This is a genomic window from Photobacterium andalusiense (genome assembly GCF_900185625.1).
Classification (GTDB): domain Bacteria; phylum Pseudomonadota; class Gammaproteobacteria; order Enterobacterales; family Vibrionaceae; genus Photobacterium; species Photobacterium aquimaris.
The window spans coordinates 658,536-680,104 of the sequence record NZ_FYAJ01000001.1 but is presented as its reverse complement, the minus strand read 5'-3'; the positions used below and the strand labels follow the sequence as shown (position 1 = coordinate 680,104).

At 36.7% G+C, this 21,569-nt stretch carries 18 protein-coding genes and 1 pseudogene; 6 read left to right on the top strand and 13 right to left on the bottom strand.

Annotated elements, in window-relative coordinates; genetic code table 11:
- Window positions 1–71: 71 nt before the first annotated feature.
- From PAND9192_RS03095 to PAND9192_RS03080, 4 genes are all read right to left on the bottom strand, one after another.
- Window positions 72–1,934 carry an HAD-IIIC family phosphatase gene (locus tag PAND9192_RS03095; RefSeq protein WP_087852485.1) on the bottom strand — a complete coding sequence of 621 codons (1,863 nt, stop codon included), beginning with the start codon at window positions 1,932–1,934 and terminating at the stop codon, window positions 72–74.
- Window positions 1,935–1,943: 9 nt separating this feature from the next.
- Window positions 1,944–2,594, bottom strand: coding sequence for a polysaccharide deacetylase family protein (locus PAND9192_RS03090; protein ID WP_087852484.1), 651 nt, complete (start codon window positions 2,592–2,594; stop codon window positions 1,944–1,946).
- A gap of 111 nt (window positions 2,595–2,705) precedes the next feature.
- Window positions 2,706–3,245 (bottom strand): MAPEG family protein, encoded by a 540-nt coding sequence (locus tag PAND9192_RS03085; RefSeq protein ID WP_087852483.1) that lies wholly within the window; start codon window positions 3,243–3,245, stop codon window positions 2,706–2,708.
- Window positions 3,246–3,314: 69 nt separating this feature from the next.
- Entirely contained in the window at window positions 3,315–3,560 is a 246-nt protein-coding gene (locus PAND9192_RS03080) for a hypothetical protein (RefSeq protein ID WP_234998907.1), read from the bottom strand.
- A 512-nt stretch (window positions 3,561–4,072) separates the two neighbouring features.
- Between PAND9192_RS03080 and PAND9192_RS03075 the strand changes: the two genes are divergently transcribed.
- The 5 genes from PAND9192_RS03075 to PAND9192_RS03055 all read left to right on the top strand — a co-directional run bounded on the left by PAND9192_RS03075 (window position 4,073) and on the right by PAND9192_RS03055 (window position 10,325).
- On the top strand, window positions 4,073–5,215 hold the full coding sequence (locus PAND9192_RS03075; RefSeq protein ID WP_087852482.1) for an iron-containing alcohol dehydrogenase: 1,143 nt from the start codon (window positions 4,073–4,075) through the stop codon (window positions 5,213–5,215).
- Between the two features lie 223 nt (window positions 5,216–5,438).
- Complete coding sequence (locus PAND9192_RS03070; protein WP_087852481.1) at window positions 5,439–5,654, top strand: HP1242/YdcH family protein; 216 nt, start codon at window positions 5,439–5,441, stop codon at window positions 5,652–5,654.
- Window positions 5,655–6,076: 422 nt separating this feature from the next.
- Window positions 6,077–8,320: a peptidase U32 family protein gene (locus PAND9192_RS03065; protein WP_087852890.1), complete on the top strand. Its 2,244-nt coding sequence runs from the start codon at window positions 6,077–6,079 to the stop codon at window positions 8,318–8,320.
- Window positions 8,321–8,650: 330 nt separating this feature from the next.
- On the top strand, window positions 8,651–9,997 hold the full coding sequence (locus PAND9192_RS03060) for a hypothetical protein (protein ID WP_087852480.1): 1,347 nt from the start codon (window positions 8,651–8,653) through the stop codon (window positions 9,995–9,997).
- The gene (locus tag PAND9192_RS03055; protein WP_087852479.1) at window positions 9,990–10,325 is read left to right on the top strand and encodes a DMT family transporter; all 336 of its coding nucleotides are present in this window, start codon (window positions 9,990–9,992) and stop codon (window positions 10,323–10,325) included. The genes PAND9192_RS03060 and PAND9192_RS03055 overlap by 8 nt, the downstream gene beginning before the upstream one ends.
- Before the next feature lie 226 nt (window positions 10,326–10,551).
- On the opposite strand, the gene PAND9192_RS03050 is transcribed toward PAND9192_RS03055, so the two are convergent.
- Complete coding sequence (locus PAND9192_RS03050) at window positions 10,552–11,559, bottom strand: transposase (protein WP_087852478.1); 1,008 nt, start codon at window positions 11,557–11,559, stop codon at window positions 10,552–10,554.
- 337 nt (window positions 11,560–11,896) lie between these two features.
- On the opposite strand from PAND9192_RS03050, the gene PAND9192_RS03045 reads away from it, so the two are divergent.
- Window positions 11,897–12,187 carry a hypothetical protein gene (locus PAND9192_RS03045; RefSeq protein WP_087852477.1) on the top strand — a complete coding sequence of 97 codons (291 nt, stop codon included), beginning with the start codon at window positions 11,897–11,899 and terminating at the stop codon, window positions 12,185–12,187.
- Between the two features lie 82 nt (window positions 12,188–12,269).
- Here the strand turns inward: PAND9192_RS03045 and PAND9192_RS03040 are convergent, their stop codons facing one another.
- The 8 genes and pseudogenes from PAND9192_RS03040 to fruB form a co-directional block, all read right to left on the bottom strand.
- The gene (locus PAND9192_RS03040) at window positions 12,270–12,695 is read right to left on the bottom strand and encodes a lysozyme inhibitor LprI family protein (RefSeq protein ID WP_065166074.1); all 426 of its coding nucleotides are present in this window, start codon (window positions 12,693–12,695) and stop codon (window positions 12,270–12,272) included.
- A 218-nt stretch (window positions 12,696–12,913) separates the two neighbouring features.
- Window positions 12,914–13,381, bottom strand: coding sequence for a 2TM domain-containing protein (locus PAND9192_RS03035; protein ID WP_087843702.1), 468 nt, complete (start codon window positions 13,379–13,381; stop codon window positions 12,914–12,916).
- Between the two features lie 259 nt (window positions 13,382–13,640).
- A pseudogene (locus PAND9192_RS03030) lies at window positions 13,641–13,823 on the bottom strand (type II toxin-antitoxin system Phd/YefM family antitoxin); the annotation flags it as partial.
- Between the two features lie 331 nt (window positions 13,824–14,154).
- On the bottom strand, window positions 14,155–15,264 hold the full coding sequence (locus PAND9192_RS03025) for a hypothetical protein (RefSeq protein ID WP_087852476.1): 1,110 nt from the start codon (window positions 15,262–15,264) through the stop codon (window positions 14,155–14,157).
- A 167-nt stretch (window positions 15,265–15,431) separates the two neighbouring features.
- Window positions 15,432–16,736 carry an SIR2 family NAD-dependent protein deacylase gene (locus PAND9192_RS03020; protein ID WP_087852475.1) on the bottom strand — a complete coding sequence of 435 codons (1,305 nt, stop codon included), beginning with the start codon at window positions 16,734–16,736 and terminating at the stop codon, window positions 15,432–15,434.
- Between the two features lie 892 nt (window positions 16,737–17,628).
- Complete coding sequence (gene fruA / locus PAND9192_RS03015; protein ID WP_087852474.1) at window positions 17,629–19,383, bottom strand: PTS fructose transporter subunit IIBC; 1,755 nt, start codon at window positions 19,381–19,383, stop codon at window positions 17,629–17,631.
- A gap of 67 nt (window positions 19,384–19,450) precedes the next feature.
- Window positions 19,451–20,395 (bottom strand): 1-phosphofructokinase, encoded by a 945-nt coding sequence (gene pfkB / locus PAND9192_RS03010; RefSeq protein ID WP_087852889.1) that lies wholly within the window; start codon window positions 20,393–20,395, stop codon window positions 19,451–19,453.
- A 47-nt stretch (window positions 20,396–20,442) separates the two neighbouring features.
- Window positions 20,443–21,561, bottom strand: coding sequence for a fused PTS fructose transporter subunit IIA/HPr protein (gene fruB / locus PAND9192_RS03005; protein ID WP_087852473.1), 1,119 nt, complete (start codon window positions 21,559–21,561; stop codon window positions 20,443–20,445).
- Window positions 21,562–21,569: the final 8 nt, after the last annotated feature.

The following is a 21,569-nucleotide window of genomic DNA, read 5'->3' as shown; positions in this document are numbered from 1 at the left end:
TTTACTATCATAATAATTAAAAGTAAAAAAAAGCGATACTACTAATTTTTCAATAACATAAAACTAAAATATTAGCTCTTAGCAAAGAGAATATTAGGCGCATCAATGGCGATTAAACCTTCACCGTTATGCTTGGCTGTTGTTGATTTACTATAAATTGTCATCTCTTGATTGTGACTGATTTGTTTAAATTCTAAATCACAAAAGACAACGGCTGATTGGCTATTTTTGGCAGTCGGTTTATATACTACTTGTAAACACTTCCATCCAGATAGGTAAGCGCTATCTAATAGCCATTCCAAAAATGCATGCTCAACCCGTTTTGATTGAATACGACAACTGAACATCAAATCAATTACGCGCTGTTGCTGAATATCTATAATACAAACACCGACCGTACCATAATCACCAAATTTATCTTTTGCCGTTAAAAACAATGTCGCAACCAAAGGATCGTTAATCAATTCAATTAACCTGTTGCGATCATAGCGTGTTGCTGAAAAATTCATTTGATTTGTGCGTTGTACTAATTCATGTACACGATCAATATTTGAAAGTTGCGCCACACCAACCGACAATTCAATACGAGATGCTTTAATAAAATCAATATATTGACCATCAAAACCACGGCTATGTGTTGTTCGTTGCTGTTGGGCGACATAGAAAGAACGTCTTAATCCTGATTCTGCTGATGTTTGAGGATTAAATGCAACTAAATGGGTTAATTTAAGGTAGTCATTGTCTTTAAATATACGCACTTGAGGATGGATTGCGTTAACTTCGTTTCTTTCAAAAGCCGAATCATCAATAAAGGCAATAGTGTCGATGGCAACATTAAAGTTTTCAGCTATTCGTTGAATTGATTGGCTTTTTGGCTGCCAGTGAATTTCAGGGAAAATAAAATACTCTGCAATGCCTAAAGCGGTAAGATGTGCCCACACTCGATGATGATCATTTTTACTGGCTATTGAATTTACAATACCACGATCATCTAAGGTTTTTATTACCTCTACCACTCCTGATCGTAATTCAACCCCAGCTTCTCCATCTTCAACTAATATGCCATTCCACAATGTATTATCTAAATCCCACACCAAGACTTTAACGCTATTATTTGTAGCTGTTGTTGGTAAGTGATTATGGTCATCAAGCTGAGGTAACTGCTGAATAAACCCAATAAATCCAAATACCATCGTCAGTGCTGTCGCTTGATCGTTTTCATCACGGTTAGGAATAAGATTAATAAAGTGCATTGTTTGAAAATCAATATGAGGAGCGATATCAATAAACGGGATCTGTATTTGGTGATACCCCGCTGGTTGTTGTAATCGATATTGAAATGGGGTTTGATTCAATTTACCTGTGGTTGCTCGAATTACGATACTCAAATCGATTGCTTGTGGGCAATATACCTCAATCATAAACGCATCAAAATATGGACTAGGATTGATTGTTTGACTCAGATAATTTTTATAGCGAGTAGCCATTCGCGCCACAATGCCCCGCCGCCCTGCAATTGATAATCCATCTAACCATTGCCCACGTTGAGCTACTGACTCGACTATTGCGGCTTTGTTATCAATATTCTTCGCTTGCTCTGGTGCTATAACACCGATATAAGAAGTCGACATTAATGCGCCCCATTGCTTAAAATCCACTTGTACAACGGGTAATGAACGCTGTGAAATATGCAAGGGAACAATGCCATTAATAAACCGCCGACAATGACCATCTCGCCGAGGTTGATAAAGCTCACAGGTTTTATAACACGCAGGCATGGCACATTCAGTACAATGTTCTTCCCACTGTAAAACAGAATACTTCACGCACTGTTCAATGATGCTTTGCCCTGAAATAAAAGCTTGTTGCACTTCATCTGGTAAACAAATCGCTTGCTGTAAATCTTGATAAGAAAGCACTTCTAATTGATACATAACAATCACCTAATGTTTATAGACATCAGGAAATGCCAGTTTAGGATCAACAAATGTATATTCTTTTTCAACTAATATAGGTAATAATTTTTCAAGTAATAACTGCACCTTACTACTATTATCATGCATAAGAACAATATCATGAGGTTGAATATCACGGGCTAAACGCGCCAGCATTTGATCAACGGATTGATGCGAATATTGTCCCCATTCACCAGATTCAATTGACCATAGAATAGCCTGCATATGATTACATTGAATGGCTGACCAAGCAGATAGTGATAATTTGCCCTGTGGCGGGCGAAATAGCGTCGGGGTTGCAGCAATAAAGGGCTTTAGAATTGTCTGACAGTGTTTTATATCCTTAGCATAAGCCTTAAAGCCTATTTCATCAGCCGTTTTATGCGCAAAAGAATGATTACCTAGATAATGGCCATCAGCAACTATACGTTGAACAATATTTGGATATCTTTGCGCTTGTTTGCCTAATATAAAAAAAACCGCTTTGATATCATATTCTGCAAGTAAATCTAATATTTGAGGAGTAAGATTAACATCTGGACCATCGTCAAACGTTAATAAAATACCTTTATGAGTGGTTTTATAGGTTGCGATCCATGCAGGAATAACACTTTTTATGACTGATTTTAGTGTCGCCACGTATACCATCCCTTGTCTATTGCTATTTATTAGGTATAGGCAGCCACAACACTAAAGTCAATCAACTATTAATTCATTACAAACAATAACGAACTCGCAATAATAGGTATATTAATAAATACCAACAACAACTTGATATACTACCAAAACAACAAACATTAATACTGTTGAGTAAAATGTTAACGCAAAACCAAATGCTCTTGCTGGTGCGCCCTGACGATATCCTTTGAAAAATAAAATACGTCCGACGGCAAATAATATCGAGCACAAAGGAACCGCAGACAACCACGCTGCAGGCATTAATAAACACCAAGCAGTATAGACACCGTATGTGATAACAAGTTGTTCTAAGGTATTTTGCAATAAACTTTGTAACACAACTGCTTCAGTTGTCGCAGATGATAATCCACTCCCATCAATATCTTCTGGACTAAAAAAACGGTATTTAGCTAATCGCCCAATAGAAGCAATTAGAAATAATGTTGGTAAAACCAAAGAAAGACCTAATACCGTCAATTTTTGTGATATTTGACTAATAGTTGAATAATGAAAAGGATCGTATAATATCGCGGCTGAAATAACCGCAATAGACATTAACATCGCAGATCCCATTCCTTTTATAACACCTTGTTGCTTATTTGATAGGCTCATTATTATCTCAAAATAACGTCGATTTTATGATGAGATATCGTACTGGTTACTATCTATTAAACAAAGCTTTTATTGCTGATTATTAAGTCGCCAAGCGTCAAGTAATTCTTTACCGTATATAATCTCAATCTTCATATGTAAAACCAATAGCAGTATGGCAACTAATACACAAATAATACTAAACCAAATTGCTATTTTATTACGACGATCTTGTTCATAAATTACAAAATTAATAGCGATCATTGCAAATGGATAAACTACAACCAATAAAAGAAACAATCCCAAATAATTAGAGATAGCCAGTGGAGTCATCATAATTAAACCGTATATTTATTGGGCTTAATTAAAAATAACACACACTTTTACTACGCAACTATTAAATACCCCAGCCCTAACTTTACTTGAATGAAGATCACAGTTTAATGATAGTGTAAGTAATCATATTAGTAAATCAATGAGATATATAGCACACTAATTTCCAGTTCAGTGATACTCAATAAAGTTAAACTGCCATATATTGTCTATAAAACCATTTCACTTGAATCAATTATAACTGCTCACATTGACGTATTTATAGTGTAGTGACACGTTAAATTCATATTGATTACCTAACCATGCTTTAGCATTCATATCCATCTAGCTGCCCTTGTTAGCGATTTAGTAAGAAGTTATAGGCATCCAGTATTTATGTCATTACGTTGTTACGTTCACTTTTATATCTATAACTGACACGCAATTTTGCTATCAATTTTATAAATAACTAAATAATTTCACTCTAACTGTTAATAATAACTATCAATGTTATTATCTATTTGTAAGGATGAAGTATGACAACGTTTAAAATTCCAGAAACGATTCATTTTGGTGAAAATTCATTAGCAACATTAGCTTCACTTTCAGGAACAAAAGCTATTATCGTTACTGGCGGCAGCTCAATGAAAAAGTTTGGATTTATTTCTCAAGTCCAACAATTACTCAATGAAGCAAAAATAGATTCAATCGTTTTTGATGGTGTTGAACCAAATCCTTCAGTACAAACAGTGATTAAAGGTGCACAAGCTATGCACGACTTTGCTCCTGATTGGATCATTGCTATCGGTGGTGGCTCCGCTATCGACGCAGCTAAAATCATGTGGTGTTTCTATGAACATCCTCATCTTAGCTTTGAAGATATTGTTCCTGTAGGATCTATGCCCGCATTACGAAATAAAGCGAAATTTATAGCAATTCCATCAACAAGTGGCACCGCTTCTGAAATCACAGCTTTCTCTGTTATTACAGATCTTGAAAATCACATCAAATATCCAATTGTTTCAACACACATAGTGCCTGATATCGCAATTATTGATCCTATACTACCAACTACAATGCCAGCTTACATTACCGCAAATACAGGCATGGATGTAATGGCTCATGCGCTTGAAGCTTTTGTTTCGATTGCGGCTAATGATTATTCAGATCCCCTCGCTATGCGCGCGATTAAACTTGTATTTGAAAATATAGAAACAGCATATCAGCAAGGTAACGACTTACAAGCTCGTACAAATATGCATAATGCCTCAGCACTTGCAGGAATGGCATTCTCTAATGTTTCTCTTGGACTTGTTCATTCATTAGCACATAAAATAGGTGGCGAGTTTGGTGTTACTCATGGGCTCGCAAATGCTATTTTGCTACCTTATATTATTAGTTACAATAAACAGTCAACAAACAAGTATGCTGAGCTAGAACAATATCTAAATATATCCTCTATTGAAGATGAATTGCGCGCATTAAACGCCAAGCTGAGCATTCCACTAACATTTAAAGAAATAACCGAAGTTGATATTACTGAAGTGCAATTTAATACAGTGTTAGATCGCATGAGTGAGAATGCTTTTAATGATCCATGCACACTCACTAACCCGGGTTCTCCAACAATTACTGATATTAAAAACATCTATCATCAATCGTTTTTTGGCACCAAATAATCTCTGATAAAAACAACAAAGGTTAACATTATCTTTGTTGTTTTCTTTTTCTGTCTCTTGCTATTATCGTAAATGATAAAAAGCTGCAATATTATGGCTATCTAGACTTATTTCAATAGCCGTAAAAAGTAAAATTCGTTTTCATAAATAACCTCAAATATCTCTTATGTTTTACCTTAATAATGCGTATAACTAAATATATACTAATTACGAGGATAAGATCATGTTTACAGAATACAGTGCATTAATTGACTCATTAAAAGGTAGCGATATCTCATTTGACCGTTTATACAATAAACATAATGAATTGAATGTTGAAATTGAAAAAATGACATCTAAAGATGGTTTTGATGAAGTTAAAATTGATCAATTGAAAAAAGAAAAACTTTTACTAAAAGATGAGATTTTAGCTTACCTAAAAAATGTTGCTAATAAATAACATCAGATTAAGACAGAAAAGATAATCACCCATTTTATCTTTTCTGTCTTAATAATATCTGGGTTCTAACTTCAATCCAGTCTGTTAATCCTATCCATAAACACTCATCTATTTTCCGAAGTCTAGCAATCGTATTTTAATCTGTTGTGACACAACCAAGTTGGTTAAACAGCGCGCCTATAATATCAAAACCTCTCTCAGCATTTCCTCAATTACGTCTCTTTAATAGTATTAGTTACTATTTACACATATAACTAATCTGATTCGTTATATAACAATCGCCCACAGACGCATATTCATAAATTTTGCATTTTATCTTTGATTTGCATCAACTAAACCCTATTTCGTAGTATTAGGCAACATATGCAGGTAGAATGCCCCCTCAAAAAATCACAATAAAAGCATTAAGTGGGTTATTTCGCATGAGTAGAAAAATAGAATTATTGGCACCAGGTGGTGATGTAGAAGCAATTAAAGCGGCGATTGTTGCTGGTGCAAATGCTGTCTACTGTGGTTTGGATATGTTCAATGCCCGTAACCGCGCCTCCAATCTTTCATTTGATGAGCTAAATGGCGTCTTACGACTTGCACATCAATACAACTGTGAAGTCTTTTTAACCCTTAATGTCGTGATATTAGAACATGAGATTGTTAGCCTAGTACGTTTGCTTAATAAGCTCGTAAATAGTGGTATTGATGGCATCATCGTACAAGATTTAGGTATCTTCAATATTGTTAAAAAGTATTTCCCATCACTGCACATCCACGCATCTACTCAGTTAACAACCCACAACGAAGGCCAAATTTTATTCTTACAAAAAATTGGCGCAACGCGGGTTAACTTATCTCGAGAGCTTAACCTTGGTGAAATTAAAGCCCTAACCGCAGTTGCCCATGATCACGATGTATTAACCGAGGTCTTTGTCCATGGCGCACTTTGTATCGCTTTCTCTGGTCAATGTTACTCAAGCTCGGTCAGTGTCGGAAACTCAGGTAATCGTGGTCGTTGTAGCCAAGCATGCCGTGATGAATACGAAGTAACAGCTGAAGGCCACCGCTTTCCACTTAATCTAAAAGATAATTCAGCTTACTTTGATTTACCGCAATTGGTAGATGCTGGGGTTGACTCATTAAAAGTAGAAGGTCGTATTAAAGGCGCACACTATGTTTACACTGTGGTTGATACATGGCGCAAACAGATCAACAGCTTTATAGAATCGGGCACACTATTAACTGACGATAGCAATTTACATAAAGTTTTTAACCGCAGTTTCACTAACTCATTTTTGCAGGGTAACCTTAACAAAAAAATGTTCACCGATAATCCACGCGATAATAGTGTTAATTATGCGGTTGAAAAAAGTGATGCTATCTCGGTTGTTCAAATCCACGATGTAAAGCAAGACCTTTACAATGATAAGAATGCATTAGGGGCTGAACTAGCCGAAAAAATCAAAGATTTAAGCATTGATAAAATTGCGCTAACATTGATTTTTACTGCTAAAGAAAATACACCATTAACGCTTAACATTATTGCGGGTAACACTTCATTTGAAATAAAAACCGAGTCTTTATTACGCGTTGCTGATGAAATTTCAATGACACCAGAGACTATTGATAAACGCTTCCGTAGTTTCAGTAACGCCACATTTGAATTAGCACCAATGAATTTTGACAATTTTGATGCTAACTTAACAGTGCCATTTAAAGAACTTACCGATCTAAAGAATCAAGCTGCATTCTTATTAAATGGCTCGCGTGAAGTCATTAAACATGTAGATTTACCCGCATTACCTAAGCACTCAAAAGTATCGCAAACACCTAAGCTATCGTTAATGATTGCCAATGAAAAAGATTTGCACCTTGCTGATGTGACTGATGCTGATATCTATTTCAAGCTTCCAGAAAGTCTGAAGAAAAACTGTTCTAAGCACATTACACTATTACAGAATAATCCACGTTTAATTCCTTGGTTTCCTGCTGTATTGATTGGTAAAGATTATTTAGAGTCAGTCAAAATTCTTGAGCAAGTTAAACCAAAGCGAATTGTAACTAACAATACCGGTATTGCCTATAAAGCTTATGAAATGGGTATTGAATGGGTCGCAGGGCCGTTCTTAAACACAACTAACTCACACGCCCTACTTACGTTACAAGAAGAGTTAAACTGTGCCGGTGCGTTTATTTCTAACGAGATCAATCGCGGTCAAATCAGAAATATTACCCGCCCAGAAAACTTTAAACTTTGTTATAGCATCTACCATCCGATTCTAATGATGACTAGCCGCCAATGCTTCTTCCAACAAACAGTTGGCTGTAAGAAACCTGCGATTGAAGATGGCTGTATGTTACGTTGTGAAAAAGCGACAACGATTACCAATATTAAAGGTATTTCGTTTGCGGTTGATAAACAAAAAGGCGGCTACCCGAGTATTTACAACCATGAACAATTCCTAAACTTTGATGCCGTAAAAGATTTTTCACATTTATTTGATGAATTCTTTATTGATTTAACCAATATCGGTGCGGGCTCTAAACAAGAGCAAGACAAAGTAGAATTGATTAAACACTTTGAAGCACTGCTTGCGGGTAATGATAACGCTAAAACGGCACTGACTAAGCTAGTGCCTATCGCAACCAATGCGCAATATACTCAAGGTTTATAAACACTAACATAAGCATTGAGATATAAAAAAGCAGCCAAGTATTTACTGTGGCTGCTTTTTATTTACATTCCTATTATCCAACATATTACTTACAAATGTTAATTAAACTTAATAATTGAAAATAATACGACTCAACAATGAACATATAGAAACATCATTAAAATAAACACATCGTATTAAATAACATATTGATCAATATACCCAACTGTAATAACATACCGCCCTCATAAAAATACATACAAATTACACTTAAAAATTTCTTATTTTTCGTTTTTATCTAATAGCTTTATTAGAACGATATATCATAAATCAATACATCTACGGTTATTAATGTTACAAATAGCGATGCTACTTTTTGGTGCACAATTCGTAAAAAGTAAAATACTTTATCTATTAGGATTTACCTCCCTATGGGGCGCTACTGGCATCCTGATCTTTATTGATGGCCTTGATGGAAAAATATTTGATACTTTTAGTTATTTTCTTTTACTTGAAAGCTTAACAACCTTAATCGTTGCCCCTAACGGTTTTGGTTTACAGCGTAATATACTGCTTTTTAAAGGCGGTATTTTCCTATTTGGCGCAATTTCTGCGTTGGTTAATATCAAATTTAGCAATATCTTATTATCGCTTACATTTGGTTTAACCTATTTTTCTGTCGGCTTTTTTAATATCGCCTCTGCTTGGGTTGTTCGCTTTTCCCATTGGAAAAGAGCAATCATATGGGGGGGGATTCAAATTCTTTATTCGCTATTTCTATTACAAAATTACGATTATGTTATTTCTTATTTTCTTGGATTTATTATGATCACTGGAAGTATTAGAAGTATCATTGTTCTTATAAAAGTTAATTCATTTGATAATAAAAGTGCTATTTTTCAGTTACTAAATAATAGTGAACAAGAATATATAGCCATAACTAATAATGCATTTTCAACAAATAGCATAGAAGGTAGAAATAATATTCAACCTTTAACAATACATATATGGACACCAACAGGTTCGGCAGCAAGCCCACATGTTCCTCGCCCAATTATTAACCGCTATATTGCTGCAACAGATATAAATGGTGTTATTTCTACGGGTCATGCTGCACTTGAACTAGGTTCGGAGTTATATATCAGTTTATATCCATCTGAAGATATTGATCGCTCACCTTCAGAATTTATTCGTACTTTAAAAGCAACACCTGAAAATAATGTTCTTGGTCGTTATTTGCCTGATTACAAAACAGAAACACTAGAATGGTGCGAATCAAATATAAAAATCGAGTTTACTCAATATAACGCACTAACATTAAAGCAATTTTGGCGTCACTGTTATAAAAAACCTATTTATAACTTAACCTCCAATAACTGCTCAAGTAATACTGCTTATGCCTTAGAAGCAGCTTTAGACGGTGTTTTAAACAAAGACAATAGCAGTATGTGCACATTCTTAAAACTGATGTGTAGCCCTGAATTATGGGTTGCAGCCCAAATTCGCCATCGCGCAATAATGATGGCATGGACACCTGGTTTAACGATGGATTATAGCCGCACATTACACGCAATAGTTCATCCTATATCAGTCCCTTGGTACCAACGTAGCCTCTTTAGAAAGCTACCACTTAAACGTTCTTTGAAACATGCCATCACCCGTACCCAAAACAATTTAGCGAGTAATTTTTATGACTAATGTATACCTGATACTCTTTATTTCAATTATTGCAGAAACGCTTGCAACCACCATGATGAAAGCATCGGAAGGCTTTACACGGCTCATTCCCAGCCTTATCGTATTAATTGGTTACGCTATTTCATTTTATGGGCTTTCTCAAGTTGTTAAAATCATGAATATCGGCATTGCTTATGCTATTTGGGCGGGAATCGGTATATTTTTAGTCTCTATTTTGTCTTATTTTGTATACCAGCAAAAACTCGATTTGCCAGCGTTGCTTGGATTAGTTCTTATTGCTGCAGGCATCATCATTATTCAAGTTTTTTCTAAATCAGTTATACATTAGAAATAAACGGACAGCCATATTTTACAGAGACTAGACTACAAAAGGACAGCCAATTAAATTTGTTCGACTGATAAAATGACTAACGATAAGCCGTTTTACTGTAATAATTACCGCTTATTCTTTAATTTATTGGTTAAATAACCGCGATTACTATATTTAACGATCACCAAAACCCACAATCCTGATGGCTATTGCGGTATTTTCATCTAGTTATAAAAAACAGCCTCTAATTAGGATGCAACTGGTGACTTGCCGACTTTCCTTTACACCAATGTCCACCAGCATGTTGCTTGAAGGCACACATTCGCGACCATTTACCGCTCACATTGGCATAGCGTTCCATAAATTGTTCGCTATGCTCTAGCCATGCGTCTGCGGTGATTCCTAATTGTTGTAAAATCTTTGGTTGGCTAGATGCAATAAAACCTTTTTTATCGTTCCGAATACAGCGCCCAGTCCAATCAATCAGTTCAAGATAATCGGTAAAAGCAAAGTTTATTCCATCTGTTTTAGCTTGATGTTCTGCGCCAACAAAAGGTAATAGTTGGAAGTGCGATTTATGTGGCGGTGGCTGTTTAACTGAGGTTTTCGTTTGCTTGTATTCACGAATACGCTGCTGAATCGAGGTGAAATTTGATTTTTCTAGTGACGGTGTAACGCCTGCCCTGATCGGATTTAAATCAACATACATCATGCACGATAGTAATGCTTTTTCATCCAACAATGCTTGAGACTTAAATCGCCCTTCCCAAAACGCGCCTTTACATTGATCTTCTTTATTGGCTTTTCGTGCTATTTCCTCATTAAGACAGCGCATAAACCAGCTAATACTACCTAACCGTTGCTGCCATTCAGTCACTAAATTTGATAATGCCTGCTGTTTTTCTGTCTCTATTTGGCCTTCTTTTAAAAAATCAACCGCAATAGGATGACCATTAAACAGCTGTAACCAACGTGATATTATTGCTTCTGGAGTCAACTTTTGCTGTTGTTCGGTATCTATTTTTAGCACCAAATGATAGTGGTTACTCATCACAGCATAAGCGCAAACATCGATACAAAATACAGCAGCTAATTGTTTGATTTTATTTACTATCCAACCACGACGATGATGATAGTTTTTGCCGTTATATGGATCATCACCACATAAATATGCCCGCCGTACACAACGATTAATAATATGATAAAAAGGCGTGATTTGAGGCTCGATCAATTTGCGTCTTGAAGTTGTCATTAGTTTCACCATAAGCAACTGTAAGCTTAAGTGTAGTCGCTCATGGTTGATGTGCAATGTTATGGCTGTCCTTTGTTTATTATGGCTGTCCTTTGTTTGTTCGCTTTTTAATCTGTCATAAATAAAAAATATCTCTTTCTATTTTGCCTTTCAACACCACAAAACCATCATTTATTCATAACAATCAATTTATTGACAATATTCCTCGCACCAAGCACAAAACATTAACAATAAAATATTATCGTTTATCAATAATTTTTTATTGTAATGTTTTATTTTTTGCCTATATTAGCAACGAATAACCACACATCACTCATTAAATTATTAGAGGTACATCATGAAAAAAATATTACTGTTACTTGCTCTTGGTTCTGTTTCTGTTTTCGCAAATGCAGCACCAGCTAAACATGCAGAACAAATGCTGGCACAAGTTGATAGCATTACTGTTTATTCTGGTGACAATGTCGATACTCAAAAAAAAGCATTTAAAACAATTAATAAATCTCTTGTACCTGGCTTTAAGAAATGTGCTATCTACCTACCTAAAGGTGCTTCAAAAGCGAGTACCACGATCACTTTATCTCGCAGCGATGATGGCAAACTATCGCTAGATTGCGTAGGTAAATAAAGCCGACACAAATAAAAATACCGACCGGATATAGGTCGGTATTTTTTAGCAGATTCAATTATTTAATGTATTTGAGGCGCTATCACATCTTAAAATACTTTGAAGGTTCTGGTAAAACTGGTGGTGTGCTATCCATATAGGTTAAAAAGTGCATCCACACATCATGGGTTCTTTCTTTGGTAAGTTGCGTTTTACAGTCCAAGGCCATCACATTACGGATAGTCCCCTCACGCCATTGAGTATAAACCGCATTACACTGCGCTTTCATATACACTTGCCAATCTTTTTGTGCTTGCTCTATCGCTTTCACCAACGCAGGATCATCTTTATTATGTTCAACGCTGGCAGTCAGATATTTGGATAACTCTTCTTGTGCAGAGGTTAATGTCAATGCTGCACAATCATTAATGTCTAGTGTATTACGCGGATTATCACAATCTAATGCTTTTTTTGCTGCAAGTGCTGGCAATGACAAACAAACGAATATAATTAGTAGGTACTTTTTCATTGATAGACCTCATTTAAATATAAGCGACATGTAGTAACAAAGCGATTAGAACTATTATAGCTTTGCATACTCATTTCATCCAAAAGCACAACTAGCAACCTTCATCTTTTGGCACAATTATCGATTAACAAATAAAACCGAAATCAGCACCCAACTGATTTGATATATGCTCAAAAACAGTAGAAACATCGCTTATTTTCACGTTTTAACTATATCAATTACAGTTTTCTGCCCAAACGTTTTTCGACTTGCTTTTTTTCCCACTCTGGACCGAAAATATTTACTATTTCAAACGCACTAAATGCATGGCTTACAATACCAATTCCCCAGCCTAATGCAGGCCATACCGCCCACCAATAGTCAGGGCTAGTAAAATAATTAATTATAAATAAAGCGCTAATAACTAATACGTATGTGGTTAGATTAGAATAAAAACTTTTAATGCCTTTAACATAGTTAAGCGCACGTTTCTCTTCTTCTGTTATAGTGATTTCTTTGTTCATTGGCGGCTCCATTTGAAGGTCTGATACTTGGATTTCAAATACCGCAGCTAAAGATTTGAGTGACTCCAGCCCTGCTTTTTGTCCTTGCTCAATACGTTGAATAGTACGAATACTTAATCCACTCAATTGAGAAAGTTGTTCCTGAGACCAACCACGCTGTAGTCGTAATTTTCGAATAATCATTACAAATCCTTTTTGCTACTTTCCGCCAAAGTCTATCAATATCTCATCAAAAGTATTACGTCATTAGCCTGACAAAAACATGACACTCATCATTTTACTTTATAAACAACCACTTATAATCATGCCATTTTCTTCCATTAGATTGCTTGCATTAATAATAGTAGTGAGAAGAAATTAATAACAAGATTTAGTGACATGTTTTAGTGTCCTTTGTTTACATTATTCACAATAGATAACGACAGTTATGGCTGTCCTATTTTATTTCGTAATCATCTAACATATCCATTAGAAATTCATAAGTCTCAGCAGGTACTAGGTAAGCCGCTGGTTTATTGTGATTTAAGATGGCTATAGCAGCGCCATCAGCTTCGTTCAAAAGAGCCGTAGGATTCTTTTTTAATTCTGAAATACTTGCTGAACAATCAGCTAAAACTTGTCTCATGATTCCACCCCAAAAAAGCATTAAATTAAGTGCTAATTTTAGAGCTTTTTTAATTAACTGCTACTCTTATTTATTACATATAACGCCAATTACGTTACAGACTAACTTAAAATAACGCACCAATTTCACTTTTTTGCTCAACTGATTAAAACCTATTCATGGAGTACGGTCAGAATTGATCGTGGTGGCTTGCGAAAGTTATGGGTGTCCTATGTTTTTACCTGCATAACGCGTTTACTACTATGCAATTATACTTAAATTTAACGCCATAAAACGAGAAACACCCGACAACCTGAGATGCCGAGTGTAGTAAATCGTGTTGATGCATTTGTTAGCTGTTGCTCTCAACAAGTGTTCGAATATAAGAGCTTGCACCAGAAAAGTTAAAAGTCACATTTCGTTCACCAAAAAATTTGACCCAATGCTTCTTTCTAAGATTCTGTTCTTGCGTATCAGTACAATAATCAACTATTTCTATTTCAGCCGATTTCCTAGTCATACGAGATAAAAGTTGTCGCATCTCAAAATCTGCAGTTGGTAATGAATAACCTATAAATACTATTTTTTCAGCCTCAGATATTTCAATCCCAGCATTTTGCCAAATAATTTTATATTGAGGATTAGACAAATCTTTAATATACGTTGGCATAATTAAATTAGAGCAAAGCTTATGATTATTTACCTCTTCTGGAAAGTTATTGTCACAATGTCTACAAGACTCTAAATTGTCATAATCTAAAATCGCTGCCTTTCGATAAAATTTTGCATATAACCTCATACAACGAGGACACTGAAGCCAATTTAACGAACCATGTAATTTTAATAATTTAACATTAAAGCCACCTTGACCTAATTTTTCTAAACCCGGTTTAACCGACTCATCAGTTTCACCTCTTGAGCTTATATAACAACAATAATCAACCACAGCATCATAATCAGGATTGTCCATAATTGAACTATAAATTGAATTGTCTAACAGTATATCCCAGTTTGTGCTAATAACGCTTACAGGATCTACATTTCGATAATCGCCACCTAATCTTTTAGACGATTGCGTAGTTAAATAACGTGCAAAATCATTAATATATTTCTTCGATTTTCCAGTCTCATTTAGTACTAGTTGTATGGTTTTACCAACAACATAGAAAACAGCTTCTCGAACTGCCATTATTCCTGTTAAATCAATTCCTCGAAACTGAGAATTTTCACTTAAACAACGGTCAAGAGGAGTAAAAATATCTTCAAGATCTACATCTATTAACTGCGATTCTGAATAACCTAATTGTTTAGTAAGAAATGTCTTAAAGGTCGAGAATCTAACTTGATCAAAATTGTTAGGGTTAATATTAAAAAGGCGAAATGCCTCAGGTAAAATATTTAATTGTGTCGGAGCTCCTGCTTCAACCGAGAAACCAGCTCCCAATACATATACTGTTTTCATCTATTTTCCTATTTTTATTCTCAAAGATAACTGCAAAACAGCTAACGCCCAATTAAGGTGTGAAGCACGCGACCACGACACTCAATTAGAACACCGTAAACACCAAATTTGACCCTAGCCAAAAATGCCAGGCGTGCTGAATCACTCTTAAATTGTTTGTTATAAAATTATTGTTCAATTACATCTTTGCCATCATCATTTATTCCTTCATCTACCATATAGTCAGATATAAGTACTCTATTTTCATAAGTAAGATGATACCAACCAGATTTCCATGCTTTAAATGCATGCCATGAAAGCCCTAGAGTTTTCTTTTTTGACATATTATCAAATGAACGTTTTACAGCCTTTAAGTAGGTATCCTCTAAAGGTGTTCCTCTAATATCCATAATTGATCCAATATGCAGCAACCATTTAGCTAAATGTACATATTGATCCCAGGCACCTGACGCATTAGTTAAGCCTCTTTTTCTTTCGAATATATCAGTTAACATTTCGATTACTCGAGGATGTGAAACCAATATGCCATTTGCAGATAAAAGCGCTATTATTTCAAAGAATGATTCATTTTTTTTCAAATAACCATCAGTAAATTTAGCTCTTTTCTCTAATACTGGTAACAAAAGCTCTTCATGTTTATCAACTCGAGGTTTAATATCTTGATGTTTTTTTTCTAGAGCGAGGAAGAAATCATCAATTTCAACACCATCAATTACCCTTAAACCATAGGATCTATCATAATAATCCTTTACATGTTGTTCTACAGCACTGCGGGATAAATAAAACAAGTGCTGCCTATTTATATCATGCTGTCTATTACAACGTAATTTATTTAATATTGATTTAAAATTTACATCACCTAATGAATAACCAATAATGACTACGCTATTCTCTTCAAACAATGTTTCTACTTTGTGAGAAAAGTAATCTGGATTATTGATAAATTTAAAATAATCATCTGCTGTAACTATCATCTTTTTTGGATATTTAACCGAACCATGTACATGGTATACTTGGATACCTTTTGGCTGACGGTTAATAGGATAACCAATTGAATATGACGTTACAGATTTAGACTCTAATATTTTTTTCTCAATGAGTAAATCATAGTTTGTTGTTATAAATTTTAAATCATTAAATTTTTTTACAAAGCCCTGTACTACAGTAACATTATTCCCCAACTCGACTTTATTAATACGAGATGCTATTTTTGAATGTAAACAAAGTCCCTTAGAATGCATCTTTGCCTGAATGATACTTGCACATTCTTCTAGCGGCATTATTGGATTATTATTAGGAAATAATTGTTCTATTAGCTTATCACCATCTTCTAGTTGATTAGCACAATCTTTAAGTAATCCGATCCAGTTAGGTGCTTTTCCATCAGTTACATGCATAGAAAAACCAGTCCCAACAAAAAAACATAACGATTTAGATTCTAGAGCAAAAGCTAGCTCATAATATGGTTCCACATACTTTCCTTAATTTTATAACAACTTATTATATTAACAACTTGCCCGAATTTGTTCTTTGAACCTGCGCCCGTATTTCATTCGTCATTATACAAAAAACATTATAAATCAAAAACATTATTACATTCTTTGCCCGATAGAAATCACAAAATCGGGCATCTGCCTTTTAGTTGCTACTTTTTTTACTAATACTAACCACTGTGTATATTAACAGTGTTAAAGGTGCAATATGGCTTCTCTCTTTCTGACTTATATAAAAGAATACATGTATCAAAAAAACTACGCTAAACGTACCGTTGAAAGTTACTTATATTGGATAAAAACTATATTTTATTCCATAATAAAAAACATCCTGATAAATTAGGCAATGATGATGTTAACAATTTCTGTCTTATTTAAAACCAATCACTACATTCAAAAAAAGTAATTAACAACACTACAACGCGCTGAAAATAGATTCCCTATCGCGTTCGTAACCTCACTGTAGGGAATGACGGGGTAGGTTTTATATTTATTCTTGGAATTTTCAGTGAGCGCTTAAAAATATCAAATAATAATAATAACACTACAACACGCTATAAATAGACACCCTATCGCATTCGTAACCTCACTGTAGGGAATGACGGGGTGGGTTTTATATTTATTCTTGGAATTTTCAGTGAGCGTTTAAAAACATCAAAAAATAATAACACTTCAACGCGCTGAAAATAGATTCCCTATCACGTTTGTAACCTCACTGTAGGGAATGACGGGTTGTTGTTTTGTGACTTTAATATAACAACATCCGCTGTTCCTAAACCCTCGTCCCTAATAACCTATTTCCTATAACCTTTCTCCCATAAAAAAGCCGACAATGAAGTCGGCTTTAAATAAATAATCTATTCGCTATTAATTACGCGTTGGCTTGTGCCGTTTGAGCCGCAACTGAGCCTTCTTCTGGGCGCTTTAAGAATGCGTACATCACACCTGTTACTACCGTACCCGCTGCAATAGCGACTAAGTAAAGTAACGCTGGTGAAATTGCGTTTGGAATCAGCAGAACAAACAAGCCGCCGTGGGGAGCCATTAGTTTAGCGCCAAACAACATTGATAATGCACCTGTTAATGCGCCACCAGCCATACAGCTTGGAATAACACGCATTGGATCGCGCGCTGCAAATGGGATCGCACCTTCAGAGATAAAGCACATACCTAGTACAAACGAGGCTTTACCTGCTTCATTTTCACTGGCTGAGAACTTACGTTTGGCAAGGAATGTCGCTAAACCCATACCCATTGCTGGCACCATACCTGCTGCCATTACTGCTGCCATTGGGGCGTAGGTTTGTGAGGCTAGCAAGCCCACACCAAAGGTATAAGCGGCTTTGTTTACAGGGCCACCGAGGTCGAAACACATCATACAGCCAAGGATAATACCCAGTAATACTGCGTTAGCTGAACCCATATTGTTGAGGAAAGTGGTTAGGCCAGCCATTGCCGCTGATACTGGACCACCAACAACGTAAATCATTACCAAGCCAGTAATTAAGCTGGCTAATAATGGCACAATCAAAATCGGCTTTAACGCTTCCATAGATTGTGGCAGTTTGATTTTTTCTACCAACAATTTAGCACTGTAACCTGCAAGGAAACCGGCAACGATACCGCCTAAGAAACCAGCGCCTGTGGTGCTTGCTAACATACCGCCAATTAAACCCGGTGCTAAACCTGGGCGATCGGCAATTGAAAATGCGATGAAACCTGCCAATACTGGCACCATTAACGCAAATGCTGAACCACCACCGATGGTCATTAATGCTGCGGCTAACGTGCCTTGTTGTTTAAAGGCTTCGATACCAAACACAAATGATAAAGCAATCGACAAACCACCAGCGACCACTAATGGCAGCATGTAAGATACACCCGTCATAAGGTGCTTATACGGCCCTGCTTTTTCAGCTTTGGTGTCAGCCGCTTGCGCATTGGTATTGCCAGCGTGTTGATATACTGTCGCGGTTGCAAAGGCTTTTTCTAGCTCTGGTTTCGTTTTCTTAAGTGCTAACCCTGTGCTGGTTTTATACAGCTTTTTACCATTAAATCGGGCTAAATCTACTTCAATGTCAGCGGCGATGATCACTAAATCTGCGGCTGCAATCTCTGCATCCGTCAGTTGGTTTTTAGCACCAACAGATCCACGGGTTTCTACTTTGATCTCATAGCCTTGGCGTTGACCTTCTTCTGTCAACGCCTCTGCTGCCATAAAGGTGTGTGCGACGCCTGTTGGACAAGCAGTAATAGCGACAATTTTCTTAACCGCACTATCGGCTGCATTAGTAACAGTTTGAGTGTCAGATGCTGTTAATCGTTGTGCTTGCTCAACTGCCTCGGTTAACCATGCTTTAGGATCTTCAAAACAGGCAGTGATGTCGGCTTGATAAACTTTTTTACCCACAAAACGGGAGTTATCAATCGCTTTACCTGTTGCGATAATGATCACTTCAGCATCATCAATTTGCTGTTGGGTCAACGTTTTGGTGGTATTAAGTGTAGTCTGGCACTCTACATTGGCTTGCCATTGTAATTCTGCTGCGGCTTTTTCTAATAAACCCGCAGCAATGATGGTGGTTGCAATGCCGCTAGGACAAGCTGTTACTAATGCTATTTTCATATTTACACCTTGATCAATGTTGCTTAGCGTTATTGTTATTATGTCGATAAGTTAATATGCGATTATGTTATTGCGTTAAAATAACGTGCTGGGCGATGGTATTTACTTGCTCAATATCATCAACACCTACCCCAACTTGAGTAACAGCGACGGCTGATAACGCTGTGGCAAATTGCAGCGATTGCGTTTTTGACCATTGATTGATCTCTCCCCAACACAAGCCAGCAACAAGGGTATCGCCAGCACCAACAGTACTTACTACGTCCATTTTTGGTGGTTGAGCATGTAACCAGCCTTGATCGTTAAGCCACATCACCCCTTTAGCACCCAGTGACACCACCACATTAGTAATACCTTTGGCAGCGATGGTTTCTGCAACCGCCATACATTGTTGCGGAGTGTCTAATGCTTGACCTGCCCATTCAGCAAGTTCTTCATCATTAGGTTTAACTAACCACGGATGAGCATCTAAACCAGTCGCCAAGGCTGATTTACTGCTATCAAACAATACTTTCTTGCCTAATTGATGCAGTTTTTCCAACCAATTCGCGCACATATCAGCACTGACACCTTGCGGTAAGCTACCTGCTATCACGAACACATCATGGGTTGCGGCTAGTTCAAACAGTGTTTTTTCAAACGCTAAAATATTGGCAGCGGTAACAGCAACACCGGGAAAGTTAATGTCACTTACTTGGCCATTTTTCTCGACTAATTTGACATTAATCCGGTTTGCGCCTGCTACGCGAACAAATTTGTCTGTTGCGCCCATTGCTTTAAATAACTGGCAAAAAGATTCTTGGTTATCAGCGCCCAATAATCCGGTAACAGTAACATCAGCCCCTAACTCAGCCAGCACTTTCGCGACGTTAACCCCTTTACCAGCAGGATGAAGACTACCTTGTTCGACAACGCTAACACTGCCTAATGATAGTGATTGCAAACTGCCAGTAAGATCGAGTGCTGGGTTTAAAGTTACGGTGACGACTTTCGGTTTTACATTTTGTTGCATAGTAGTTGCCTCTAAATCTATGGTTGAAATTGTCATGCTGGCAGTGTTTATAATTTTTCGCCTAAGCCGTCGGCAATCGCTTGACCAATTGCCGTTAGCGCCGCTTCAGCATCACTTCCCTGTGCGGTAAATTGCAGTTCATTACCGCACTTCACACCCAAACCAATCACTTTCATTAAACTTTTTGCATTAACAGGCTTACTGCTGCTCGTTAGGTTAACCACTTGAATATCAGCATCGAATTTTTTAGTGGTATTAACTAACATTGCGCCTGGACGGGCATGTAAACCATGCGGGTTACGGATGGTAAATGTGGCTTGATTGCCCTCTAACGTCACTTGAGTTAATGCAGTTACCATCTCTGGTGCTGATGATGCTAACCATTGGCTAATTTTGCCTTGATAAATCAAATTAGTAAGGTGTTCGAGATTGGCTTTATGAGCATTATTATTCGCCGCAATCATGATCATACCCGCAACAGGATAACCAAGCTCTTCAAAAGGTGTTTGCGGAGTAACCACTGAAATTGCAGTCCGCTTAACCTGCTTATTGCTTTTCACTAACCACAACCCTTGACCTAAATAGCTCGCACCTTGATCAATTGCATCAGTCACCGTGGCTGTTTCTGCAAAGCCTTGGTATTTAATTAACCCAGCAGCTACCGCTGTCAGTTGTAATAAATCCTGCGCCGGAAATTGTTTTAAAATAAGTTCAGGATTGCATTCTGCTTCTTGCTGCTCATCACCATTTAGTAATGCAATAATTGCTTGCTCTGATTCACAATGACGAAGCTTATCTTCAATACCATCAGCGGATAACACTTTGGTTAATTGATTTAAAATACCCAAATGCTCGTCTGATTTAGCCGCAATACCAATCGCGATATAGGCCGTTTGATCATTACCCCACGGCACACCTTGCGGAAAGTGGTGAATTTTAACACCAGTGTGGTTAACTAAATCACGAGTGTCTGTTGTGCCGTGAGGAATGGCGATACCGTTGCCAAGGTAAGTTGAATTTTGCTGTTCACGAGCAAGCATACCGTTGACATACCCTGTCTGAACTAACCCTGTCGCTTCAAGATCAGCTGCTAACGCTTTGATTGCATCTTGTTTGGTGGATGCAATTTGCTGCATCGTAATATCATTTTTAGACAGTGATAACATTTAACTCT

Coding starts and splice junctions, on each gene's coding strand:
- PAND9192_RS03095 (WP_087852485.1), bottom strand. CDS start 1,934: ATGTATCAATTAGAAGTGCTTTCTTATCAAGATTTACAGCAAGCGATT.
- PAND9192_RS03085 (WP_087852483.1), bottom strand. CDS start 3,245: ATGAGCCTATCAAATAAGCAACAAGGTGTTATAAAAGGAATGGGATCT.
- PAND9192_RS03080 (WP_234998907.1), bottom strand. CDS start 3,560: ATGATGACTCCACTGGCTATCTCTAATTATTTGGGATTGTTTCTTTTA.
- PAND9192_RS03075 (WP_087852482.1), top strand. CDS start 4,073: ATGACAACGTTTAAAATTCCAGAAACGATTCATTTTGGTGAAAATTCA.
- PAND9192_RS03070 (WP_087852481.1), top strand. CDS start 5,439: ATGTTTACAGAATACAGTGCATTAATTGACTCATTAAAAGGTAGCGAT.
- PAND9192_RS03065 (WP_087852890.1), top strand. CDS start 6,077: ATGAGTAGAAAAATAGAATTATTGGCACCAGGTGGTGATGTAGAAGCA.
- PAND9192_RS03060 (WP_087852480.1), top strand. CDS start 8,651: ATGTTACAAATAGCGATGCTACTTTTTGGTGCACAATTCGTAAAAAGT.
- PAND9192_RS03055 (WP_087852479.1), top strand. CDS start 9,990: ATGACTAATGTATACCTGATACTCTTTATTTCAATTATTGCAGAAACG.
- PAND9192_RS03050 (WP_087852478.1), bottom strand. CDS start 11,559: ATGACAACTTCAAGACGCAAATTGATCGAGCCTCAAATCACGCCTTTT.
- PAND9192_RS03045 (WP_087852477.1), top strand. CDS start 11,897: ATGAAAAAAATATTACTGTTACTTGCTCTTGGTTCTGTTTCTGTTTTC.
- PAND9192_RS03040 (WP_065166074.1), bottom strand. CDS start 12,695: ATGAAAAAGTACCTACTAATTATATTCGTTTGTTTGTCATTGCCAGCA.
- PAND9192_RS03035 (WP_087843702.1), bottom strand. CDS start 13,381: ATGATTATTCGAAAATTACGACTACAGCGTGGTTGGTCTCAGGAACAA.
- PAND9192_RS03025 (WP_087852476.1), bottom strand. CDS start 15,264: ATGAAAACAGTATATGTATTGGGAGCTGGTTTCTCGGTTGAAGCAGGA.
- fruA (WP_087852474.1), bottom strand. CDS start 19,383: ATGAAAATAGCATTAGTAACAGCTTGTCCTAGCGGCATTGCAACCACC.
- pfkB (WP_087852889.1), bottom strand. CDS start 20,395: ATGCAACAAAATGTAAAACCGAAAGTCGTCACCGTAACTTTAAACCCA.
- fruB (WP_087852473.1), bottom strand. CDS start 21,561: ATGTTATCACTGTCTAAAAATGATATTACGATGCAGCAAATTGCATCC.